We start from the raw sequence: 10,308 nt of genomic DNA, 5'->3' as shown, positions 1-10,308 counted from the left end.
CTGACATGTACCGTCTCTTCTTCGACCTGATCTTCAAGCGCATGGACCCGGAGAAGGCCCACCACCTGGCCTTCGCCTGGATCCGGGCCGTCGCCCGCATCCCCGTCCTGCGCACCTTCGTGGCCGCCGTCCTCGCACCGCGTCACAAGGAGCTGCGCACGGAGGCGTTCGGCCTGCGCATGCACAGCCCCTTCGGCCTCGCCGCCGGCTTCGACAAGAACGCCGCCGCCATCGACGGCATGGCCATGCTCGGCTTCGACCACGTCGAGGTCGGCACCGTCACCGCCCAGCCCCAGCCGGGCAACCCCAGGAAGCGGCTGTTCCGCCTGGTCGCCGACCGTGCGCTGATCAACCGGATGGGCTTCAACAACGACGGGTCCGCCGTCGTCGCGGAGCGGCTCGCGTCGCGCAACCCCGTCTTTCGGACCACCGTCGGCGTCAACATCGGCAAGACGAAGATCGTCCCCGAGGCGGAGGCCGTCGCCGACTACGTGACCTCCACCGAGCGCCTCGCCGAGCACGCCGACTACCTGGTCGTGAACGTCTCCTCCCCGAACACCCCCGGCCTGCGCAACCTCCAGGCCACCGAGCAGCTGCGCCCGCTGCTCACGGCCGTCCGCGAGGCCGCCGACCGCACGGTCACCACCCGGCGGGTCCCGCTGCTGGTGAAGATCGCCCCCGACCTCGCGGACGAGGACGTGGACGCCGTCGCCGACCTCGCCGTCGAACTCGGCCTGGACGGCATCATCGCCACCAACACCACCATCGCCCGCGACGGCCTCGGCCTCGTCACCCCGAAGCGGACCGTCGAGGCCATCGGCGCGGGCGGGCTCTCCGGCGCCCCCCTCAAGACCCGCTCGCTGGAGGTCCTGCGCCGTCTGTACGCCCGCGTGGGGGACCGGATCACCCTCGTCGGCGTCGGCGGCGTGGAGAGCGCCGACGACGTCTGGGACCGCGTCCTCGCGGGCGCCACCCTCGTCCAGGGCTACAGCGCCTTCATCTACGAGGGCCCCTTCTGGTGCCGCGGCATCCACCAGGGCCTGGCCGCGAAGCTGGCCGCCAGCCCGTACGCCACCCTCGCCGAGGCCGTCGGCGCCGAGCACCGGAAGGTGACCGTATGACCCCCGAACCGTTCGGCGCCCGCCTGCGCCGCGCCATGGACGAGCGCGGGCCGCTGTGCGTCGGCATCGACCCGCACGCCTCGCTGCTCGCCGACTGGGGGCTCGGCGACGACATCGCGGGCCTGGAGCGCTTCGCGTTCACCGTCGTGGAGGCGCTGGCCGACCGCGTCGCCGTGCTCAAGCCGCAGTCCGCCTTCTTCGAGCGGTTCGGCTCGCGCGGCGTCGCCGTCCTCGAGCGGGCCGTCGCCGACGCCCGCGCCGCCGGGGCGCTGGTGCTGATGGACGCCAAGCGCGGCGACATCGGCTCGACCATGGCCGCGTACGCCGCGACCTACCTCGACCCCGCCTCGCCGCTGTTCTCGGACGCCGTGACCGTGAGCCCGTACCTCGGCTACGGCTCGCTGCGCCCCGCGCTCGACCTGGCCCGCGAGAGCGGCACCGGCGTCTTCGTCCTCGCGCTCACCTCCAACCCCGAGGGCGCCGAGGTCCAGCACGCCGTACGGGCGGACGGCGCGAGCGTCGCGGCGACCATGCTCGGCCACCTGCGGGCGGAGAACGCCGGCGCGGAGCCCATGGGCTCCTACGGCGCCGTCGTCGGGGCGACGCTCGGCGGCACCCTCGGCGCGGCGCGCGCCGATCTGGCCATCAACGGCCCCCTGCTCGCCCCCGGCATCGGCGCCCAGGGCGCGACCGCCGCCGACCTGCCGAAGGTCTTCGGCGCGGCCGTCCGCGACGTCGTCCCCAACGTCAGCCGGGGCGTCCTCCGCAATGGCCCGGACGTGGCCGCGCTGCGCGAGAGCGCCACCCGGTTCGCCGACGAGGTACGGGCCGCGGTGGACTCCGCGGAGGGGTGATCCGGGCGTGATCCGGGCTCCCGGAGGGGGCCGACGGAAAAATTGATGGTTGGTATGTCCGGAAAAGTCCTGGTCGAGCAAGGCTGACCAGGACTTTTCATCTGTTCTCGCTGACTGGAGCGGGATCGGCCGCTAGTCTCCGACAAGAGCGAACGTGCAAGCGCGTTGCTCGTTGCTCCCCAGGTGTGGGCCGACTAGGTTCCTCACCGGTCCGTATCCGACAGTTCGACATCCGAGGTGACGTAGGCGTGGCTCTTCCGCCCCTTACCCCTGAACAGCGCGCAGCCGCGCTCGAAAAGGCCGCCGCGGCTCGCCGGGAGCGCGCCGAGGTCAAGAATCGGCTCAAGCACTCCGGCGCCTCGCTGCACGAGGTCATCCAGCAAGGCCAGAAGAACGACGTCATCGGCAAGATGAAGGTCAGTGCCCTTCTGGAGAGCCTGCCCGGTGTGGGCAAGGTCCGTGCCAAGCAGATCATGGAACGGCTCGGAATTTCCGAGAGCCGTCGTGTGCGAGGACTGGGCACGAACCAGATCGCTTCTCTGGAGCGGGAGTTCGGCAGCAACGCCGCCTGAGTTCTCAGGCACTCCCGGGAACCGGGATAATCGCTGCATGAGTACTGCTGTCTCCCGGGGGACGTCCCCCGTCCCCCCGGCCAGACGTCCGCGGCTGACCGTGCTCTCCGGCCCCTCCGGGGTCGGCAAGAGCACGGTCGTCGCCCATATGCGCAAGGCCCACCCCGAGGTATGGCTCTCGGTTTCCTGCACCACCCGCAAGCCGCGCCCCGGCGAGCGGGAGGGTGTCCAGTACTTCTTCGTGGACGACGAGCAATTCGACAAGCTCGTCGCCAACGGTGAGCTGCTGGAGTGGGCCGAATTCGCCGGCAACCGCTACGGCACGCCGCGCCGGGCGGTCCTCGACCGCCTGGAGGCGGGCGAGCCCGTGCTGCTGGAGATCGACCTCCAGGGCGCCCGCCTGGTCCGCGAGTCCATGCCGGACGCGCAGCTGGTCTTCCTCGCCCCGCCCAGCTGGGAGGAGCTGGTCCGCCGGCTCACCGGCCGGGGGACCGAGTCGCCCGAGGTCATCGAGCGCAGGCTCGGGGCCGCACGGGTCGAGCTGGCGGCCGAGTCCGAGTTCGACACCACGCTCGTGAACACCTCCGTCGAGGACGTCGCGCGCGAGCTGCTAGCCTTGCTGCGTTGAACTGGGAATTTCCTGAGAATCCCGAATTCAGTTCAGCCGGATCGCAATAATTCAGCCGGATCGCAACAGCTGGATCACAACGGAAGGCAGAGAGTGTCCTCTTCCATCACCGCGCCCGAGGGCATCATCAACCCGCCGATTGATGAGCTGCTCGAGGCCACCGACTCGAAGTACAGCCTCGTGATCTACGCGGCCAAGCGCGCGCGCCAGATCAACGCGTACTACTCGCAGCTCGGCGAGGGTCTGCTGGAGTACGTCGGTCCGCTGGTGGACACCCACGTCCACGAGAAGCCGCTCTCCATCGCGCTGCGCGAGATCAACGCGGGTCTGCTGACCTCCGAGGCCGTCGAGTCGGCCCCGACGCACTCGCACTGAGCAGAAACCGTCTTCACCAAGGGCCCGGCAGCACCGCTGCCGGGCCCTTGGTGTGTCATAGAGGCGTACGCACGCGAAGCGCGGGGAGAAGCGAAACGATGGACAAGCCGAAGGTCGTCCTGGGGGTCAGCGGCGGGATCGCCGCCTACAAGGCGTGCGAGCTGCTGCGCCGCCTCACCGAGTCGGGGCACGACGTACGGGTCGTGCCGACCGCGTCCGCGCTGCACTTCGTCGGCGAGGCGACCTGGTCCGCGCTGTCCGGCCACCCGGCCGCGACCGAGGTGTGGGAGAGCGTCCACGAGGTGCCCCACGTACGGATCGGCCAGGAGGCCGCCCTCGTCGTGGTGGCCCCGGCGACCGCCGACATGCTCGCGAAGGCCGCGCACGGCCTCGCCGACGACCTGCTGACCAACACGCTGCTCACCGCCCGCTGCCCGGTGGTCTTCGCCCCCGCGATGCACACCGAGATGTGGGAGAACCCGGCCACCCAGGAGAACGTCGCGACGCTCCGCCGCCGGGGCGCCGTGGTCATCGAGCCCGCCGTCGGCCGGCTCACCGGCGTCGACACCGGCAAGGGGCGGCTGCCCGACCCCGAGGAGATCTTCGAGGTCTGCCGCCGGGTGCTGGCCCGTGGCCCGCAGGCCCCGGACCTCGCGGGCCGGCACGTGGTGATCAGCGCGGGCGGCACCCGCGAGCCGCTCGACCCGGTGCGCTACCTGGGCAACCGCTCCTCGGGCCGCCAGGGGTACGCCCTGGCCCGTACCGCCGTCGCGCGCGGGGCGCGCGTCACGCTCGTCGCGGCCAACAGCGACCTGCCGGACCCGGCCGGCGCGGACGTGGTGCGGGTCGGCACGGCCGTGCAGCTGCGGGAGGCGGTGCTGAAGGCCGCCGCGGACGCCGATGCCGTGGTGATGGCCGCCGCCGTCGCCGACTTCCGGCCCGCCCACTACGCCACCGGCAAGATCAAGAAGCGGGACGGGCAGGAGCCCGCCCCCGTCGAGCTGGTACGCAACCCCGACGTCCTCGCCGAGCTCTCGGCGGACCGGGCGCGGCCCGGCCAGGTCGTCGTGGGCTTCGCGGCCGAGACGGACGACGTCCTCGTCAACGGCCGCGCCAAGCTCGCCCGTAAGGGCTGTGACCTGCTCGTCGTCAACGAGGTGGGGGAGAGCAGGACCTTCGGGTCCACGGAGAACGAGGCCGTCGTGCTGGCCGCCGACGGGGGCGAGACCCCGGTGCCGCACGGCCCGAAGGAGGCCCTGGCGGACGTCGTGTGGGACCTCGTCGCCCGCCGGCTGGCCTGACGCGCTGGTCCGGCGCGGGGTGGCGAGCGTCACACGGTCACAGCCGGATGTTCGAAGCGCACCGGGGCCGGATAAACTGACCCTGGATCCGAGCCGAGCGCAGCTCTCGGACGGTATCCGTCAATGCTCAGCCAGCAGCCGCTGCAACCCCAGGGAGCGATGTGTCCCGCCGCCTGTTCACCTCGGAATCAGTGACCGAGGGTCACCCCGACAAGATCGCTGACCAGATCAGCGACGCCATTCTCGACGCCCTCCTCAAGGAGGACCCGACGTCCCGGGTCGCCGTCGAGACCCTGATCACCACCGGCCTGGTCCACGTGGCCGGCGAGGTGACGACCAAGGCCTACGCGCCCATCGCCACGCTGGTGCGCAACAAGATCCTCGAGATCGGTTACGACTCGTCCAAGAAGGGCTTCGACGGCGCCTCCTGCGGCGTCTCGGTGTCCATCGGCTCCCAGTCCCCCGACATCGCTCAGGGTGTGGACACGGCCTACGAGACCCGTGTCGAGGGCGATGAGGACGAGCTCGACAAGCAGGGCGCCGGCGACCAGGGCCTGATGTTCGGCTACGCCTGCGACGAGACGCCCGAGCTGATGCCGCTGCCGATCAACCTGGCGCACCGGCTCTCCCGCCGCCTGACCGAGGTCCGCAAGAACGGGACCATCCCGTACCTGCGCCCGGACGGCAAGACCCAGGTCACCATCGAGTACGACGGCAACAAGGCCGTCCGCCTCGACACCGTGGTCGTCTCCTCGCAGCACGCGTCCGACATCGACCTGGACTCGCTGCTCGCGCCCGACGTCCGTGAGTTCGTCGTCGAGCACGTGCTCAAGGAGCTCGTCGAGGACGGCATCAAGCTGGACACCGAGGGCTACCGCCTGCTGGTGAACCCGACCGGCCGCTTCGAGATCGGCGGCCCGATGGGCGACGCCGGCCTGACCGGCCGCAAGATCATCATCGACACCTACGGCGGCATGTCCCGCCACGGCGGCGGTGCCTTCTCCGGCAAGGACCCGTCCAAGGTCGACCGCTCCGCCGCGTACGCGATGCGCTGGGTCGCGAAGAACGTGGTCGCCGCCGGTCTGGCCGCGCGCTGCGAGGTGCAGGTCGCGTACGCGATCGGCAAGGCCGAGCCGGTCGGTCTGTTCGTGGAGACCTTCGGCACCAACACGGTCGACACCGAGAAGATCGAGCACGCCATCGGCGAGGTCTTCGACCTCCGCCCGGCCGCGATCATCCGCGACCTGGACCTGCTGCGCCCGATCTACTCCCAGACCGCCGCCTACGGCCACTTCGGCCGCGAGCTGCCCGACTTCACCTGGGAGCGCACGGACCGGGTGGACGCGCTGCGCAAGGCCGTCGGTCTGTAGACACCACTGGCAGCTTTACAGCTGACAGCGAAGGGCCCCCGCCGACCGGCGGGGGCCCTTCGCTGTCAGTGCCGTCTGGTAGGACTGGGAACGTGAGCAGCGAGAACGGCCGGCCCCGGCCCGAGACGGAGCCCCCCACCGAGCAGGGGGAACAGCTCGCGCTCATCCGCGACATCGTCCGCAAGGCCGACGTGCCGCGTGCCAAGCCGCGCACCTGGCGGGGGGCGCCGCTGGCGGCGGAGCTGCCGGTCGCGCGGGTGCTCGTGGACAAGGGCGCCGTGCACCTCGACCGGCTGTGGGACTACGCGGTGCCCGCCGAGCTCGACGCCGACGCCCGCCCGGGCACCCGGGTGCGGGTGCGCTTCGGGGCGGGCACCCGCCAGGTGCGCGGCGGGCGCCGCGAGGGCGGCGGGCTGCTCGACGGTTTCATCGTCGAGCGGGTGGCCGAGTCCGACTACCAGGGGCCGCTGGCCGCCATCGCCCAGGTGCTGTCCCCGGAGCCCGTGCTCGGCCCGCAGCTGCTGAAACTCTGCCGCGCCGTCGCCGACCGGTACGCGGGCTCGCTCGCGGACGTGCTGCAACTGGCCGTGCCCCCCCGGCACGCCCGCATCGAGGCCGAGCCCTCGCCCGAGCCGCTGCCCCCGCCGGGCGCCCCGGAGCCGGGCAGCTGGTCCCGGTACCCGACGGGCCCCGCCTATCTGGAGGCCATGGCCCGGGGCGGTTCCCCCCGCGCGGTGTGGACGGCCCTGCCCGGGGCGCACTGGGCGCGGGAGCTGGCGCTGGCCGCCGCCGCCGCGCTCGCCTCGCGGCGGGGTGCGCTGATCGTCGTGCCGGACGGCCGGTCCGCCGCGCGCGTCGACGCGGCCCTGACCGCACTGCTCGGCGAGGGGCGGCATGTGCTGCTGACCGCCGACACCGGGCCGGAGGAGCGCTACCGCCGCTGGCTGGCGGTCAGCCGCGGTTCCGTGCGGGCGGTCGTGGGCACGCGCGCCGCGATGTTCGCGCCGGTGCGCGACCTGGGTTTCGCGGCGATCTGGGACGACGGCGACTCCAGCCACAGCGAGCAGCACGCCCCCCAGCCGCATGCGCGCGAGGTGCTGCTGATGCGCGCGGCGCACGAGCAGGCGGCGTTCCTGCTCGGCGGCTTCTCCTGCACGGTCGAGGCGGCGCAGCTGGTGCAGACGGGCTGGGCACGTCCCCTGACGGCCCCCCGCGATGTGCTGCGCGCCCAGGCCCCCCTCATACGCACCGTGGGCGACGGTGACCTCGCGCGGGACGAGGCCGCGCGCGCCGCCCGGCTGCCGACGCTCGCCTGGCGGGCCGTGCGCGACGGCCTCCAGCACGGCCCCGTGCTGGTCCAGGTGCCGCGCCGGGGTTACGTACCCCGCCTCGCCTGCGAGCGCTGCCGCGAAGCGGCGCGCTGCGCCCACTGCGCCGGGCCCCTGGAGGCGCGCGGCGCCGACGGCGAGGTGCACTGCGGCTGGTGCGGGCGGGGAGTGCGCGACTGGCACTGCGAGGAGTGCGGCGGGGCGCGGCTGCGTGCCAGCGTCGTGGGGGCGCGGCGTACGGCCGAGGAGCTGGGCCGGGTCTTCCCGGCCGTACCGGTGCGGACCTCGGGGCGCGACCATGTGCTGGACACGGTGCCGGGCACTCCCGCGCTGGTCGTCTCCACGCCGGGTGCCGAGCCGGTCGCCGAGGGCGGCTATGCGGCGGCGCTGCTGCTGGACGGCTGGGCGCTGCTCGGCCTGCCCGACCTGCGGGCCGGCGAGGAGGCGCTGCGCCGCTGGCTGGGCGCCGCGGCTCTGGTGCGGGGCCAGGAGGAGGGCGGCACGGTGGTCGTGGTGGCCGAGCCGACGCTCCGGCCGGTGCAGGCGCTGGTCCGCTGGGACCCGGCCGGGCATGCGCTGCGCGAGCTGTCCGAGCGTGCCGAGCTGGGCTTCCCGCCGGTGTCCCGGATGGCTTCGGTCAGCGGCCCGCCGGAGGCCGTCGCCGATCTGCTCGCCCTCGCGGAGCTGCCCGAGGACGCGGAGGTGCTCGGGCCCGTGGCGCTGCCGGTGGCGGAACCCGGACGGCCGCGGCGGCCCGGCGACCCCCCGCCGGGGGAGCACTGGGAGCGCGCGCTCGTGCGGGTGCGGCCGGGCAGGGGAGCGGCCCTGGCGGCGTCGCTCAAGACGGCGGTGGCGGTGCGGTTGGCTCGCCGGGAAGGGCAGCCGGTGCGGCTGCGGATGGATCCGCTGGACATCGGCTGAACGCCAGTGGAGGTGTCCTGTCGGGGTCCTCTCGGGGCGTCCTCCCGCACCGCGCGCACCCCTCAACGGACGGACCGCCGACGGCGGTTCACCCGTGGGGTCAGCCGTTGCGCGGGCCCGGGAAGGCCGACGGGCGGGGCTCCTCGCGGAGCACGGCCGAGGGCTGGCCCGGCACCGAACGGGCGGCGGGCACGATCGGCACGGTCTGCGCCGCGAGCGGCGCGGGCGTCTCCGGGGGCTGACTCTCCGTCGTGCTCTGCCCGTTGGCCCTGCGCGCGCCGTAACGCCGGTGCACCGCCTGCTTGGTGACCCCCAGAGCCGAACCGACCGCGTCCCACGAGAAGCCCAGCGAACGGTCGAAGTCCACTGCCGCCGTGACCAGCGTCTCCACGCTGTCCCGCAGTTCCTGCGCCAGCCTCACGGTCGGCGCGGGCGCGCGCCCGTAGACGACGAAGCCCGCGGACGGACCGGTACGGCGCGGGCGGTAGACGTTGCCCAGCTGGGCGGTCAGGGTACGCAGCGCGTCCACCTGCCGGCGGACCCGCTCGATGTCCCGGACCAGAAGATGCAGGCTGGCTCTCGCCTGGGCGTCGTGGGTTGCGTGGTCGGGCATGAACAAGCCTCTCGGACCGACGTGAACGGGGCGTGTACGGAAGAGAGTTGACGCGCAATGCAAGCGGGCCGCGGTTGCGGCCCGATTCGGTCAATCTCTCTTGACCCAACGCGCCACGGCCCGGCGGGTCACGGTATGGGGGCGCACATCCGCCGGAATGAGGCGCACGGTGCCCCGCACGCCCCTTGACCGCAGGGCCGCATCTAGACTGGTGCGCCGTCCCGCTCGGCGCTTGAGAGGTAGTGTCCGCCACCCATGAGGCTCGTCTTCGCCGGTACCCCCGAGGTCGCCGTTCCCGCCCTCGACGCCCTGATCGCCTCCGACCGCCACGAGGTCGTCGCGGTCGTCACCCGGCCCGACGCCCCGGCGGGGCGCGGCCGCCGGCTGGTCGCCAGCCCGGTGGCCCAGCGCGCCGAGGAGGCGGGCATCGAGGTGCTCAAGCCCGCCCGCCCGCGCGACGAGGACTTCCTCGCCCGGCTGCGCGAGATCGCCCCCGACTGCTGCCCGGTCGTGGCCTACGGCGCGCTGCTGCCGAAGGCGGCGCTGGACATCCCCGCGCACGGCTGGGTCAACCTGCACTTCTCGCTGCTGCCCGCCTGGCGCGGTGCCGCCCCGGTGCAGCACGCGGTGCTCGCGGGCGACGAGATCACCGGTGCCGCCACCTTCCGTATCGAGGAGGGGCTCGATTCCGGACCCGTCTACGGCGTGCTCACCGAGCACGTCCGTCCCACCGACACCAGCGGCGACCTGCTGACCAGGCTCGCCTTCGCCGGTTCCGGGCTGCTCGCCGCGACGATGGACGGCATCGAGGACGGCAGCCTCAAGGCCGTGCCCCAGCCCGCCGAGGGCGTCACGCTCGCCCCGAAGATCACGGTCGAGGACGCCCGGCTGGACTGGTCCGCCCCCGCGCTGCGCGTCGACCGCGTCGTCCGCGGCTGCGCCCCCGCGCCCGGCGCCTGGACGGTCTTCCGCGGCGAGCGGCTGAAGGTGATGTCGGTGGCACTGTGCCCCGACCGCACCGATCTCGCGCCCGGCGGGGTCGCCGCGGGCAAGAACAGCGTCCACGTCGGCACCGGCTCGCACGCGGTGGAGCTCCTGTGGGTCCAGCCGCAGGGCAAGAAGCCGATGAAGGCCGCCGACTGGGCCCGCGGCGTGCGCATCGCCGCAGGCGAGGAGCTCGGGGGAGCGTAGGCTGAAGCCCTTCGCACCCCAGCTTCCGGAGCAC

Annotated in this window: 10 protein-coding genes; 9 read left to right on the top strand and 1 reads right to left on the bottom strand. The window is 73.2% G+C overall.

Annotated features, from left to right (window positions below; all coding sequences use genetic code 11):
* Positions 1 to 5 precede the first annotated feature (5 nt).
* The 8 genes from ACV530_RS00645 (at position 6) to ACV530_RS00610 (ending at position 8,470) form a co-directional block, all read left to right on the top strand.
* Positions 6 to 1,121, top strand: coding sequence for a quinone-dependent dihydroorotate dehydrogenase (locus ACV530_RS00645; protein WP_494330176.1), 1,116 nt, complete (start codon positions 6 to 8; stop codon positions 1,119 to 1,121).
* Positions 1,118 to 1,975, top strand: coding sequence for an orotidine-5'-phosphate decarboxylase (pyrF, locus tag ACV530_RS00640; RefSeq protein WP_494330175.1), 858 nt, complete (start codon positions 1,118 to 1,120; stop codon positions 1,973 to 1,975). Before ACV530_RS00645 ends, pyrF begins: the two co-directional genes overlap by 4 nt.
* Before the next feature lie 248 nt (positions 1,976 to 2,223).
* Entirely contained in the window at positions 2,224 to 2,547 is a 324-nt protein-coding gene (locus tag ACV530_RS00635) for an integration host factor (protein ID WP_494330174.1), read from the top strand.
* Positions 2,548 to 2,584: 37 nt separating this feature from the next.
* Entirely contained in the window at positions 2,585 to 3,175 is a 591-nt protein-coding gene (gene gmk / locus ACV530_RS00630; protein ID WP_494330173.1) for a guanylate kinase, read from the top strand.
* Between the two features lie 93 nt (positions 3,176 to 3,268).
* Entirely contained in the window at positions 3,269 to 3,550 is a 282-nt protein-coding gene (rpoZ, locus tag ACV530_RS00625; RefSeq protein ID WP_494330172.1) for a DNA-directed RNA polymerase subunit omega, read from the top strand.
* Between the two features lie 98 nt (positions 3,551 to 3,648).
* Positions 3,649 to 4,851: a bifunctional phosphopantothenoylcysteine decarboxylase/phosphopantothenate--cysteine ligase CoaBC gene (gene coaBC, locus ACV530_RS00620; RefSeq protein ID WP_494330171.1), complete on the top strand. Its 1,203-nt coding sequence runs from the start codon at positions 3,649 to 3,651 to the stop codon at positions 4,849 to 4,851.
* A 161-nt stretch (positions 4,852 to 5,012) separates the two neighbouring features.
* On the top strand, positions 5,013 to 6,221 hold the full coding sequence (gene metK, locus ACV530_RS00615) for a methionine adenosyltransferase (protein WP_494330170.1): 1,209 nt from the start codon (positions 5,013 to 5,015) through the stop codon (positions 6,219 to 6,221).
* 92 nt (positions 6,222 to 6,313) lie between these two features.
* Complete coding sequence (locus tag ACV530_RS00610) at positions 6,314 to 8,470, top strand: primosomal protein N' (RefSeq protein ID WP_494330169.1); 2,157 nt, start codon at positions 6,314 to 6,316, stop codon at positions 8,468 to 8,470.
* 100 nt (positions 8,471 to 8,570) lie between these two features.
* On the opposite strand, the gene ACV530_RS00605 is transcribed toward ACV530_RS00610, so the two are convergent.
* Positions 8,571 to 9,083, bottom strand: coding sequence for a hypothetical protein (locus ACV530_RS00605; protein WP_494330168.1), 513 nt, complete (start codon positions 9,081 to 9,083; stop codon positions 8,571 to 8,573).
* Between the two features lie 255 nt (positions 9,084 to 9,338).
* On the opposite strand from ACV530_RS00605, the gene fmt reads away from it, so the two are divergent.
* Positions 9,339 to 10,274, top strand: a complete 936-nt coding sequence (gene fmt / locus ACV530_RS00600) for a methionyl-tRNA formyltransferase (protein ID WP_494330167.1) — start codon at positions 9,339 to 9,341, stop codon at positions 10,272 to 10,274.
* Positions 10,275 to 10,308: the final 34 nt, after the last annotated feature.

Source organism: Streptomyces sp. SX-6, from assembly GCF_059089585.1.
Note: the sequence above shows the minus strand (reverse complement) of the source record. Positions and strands in the feature narration are given on the sequence as shown.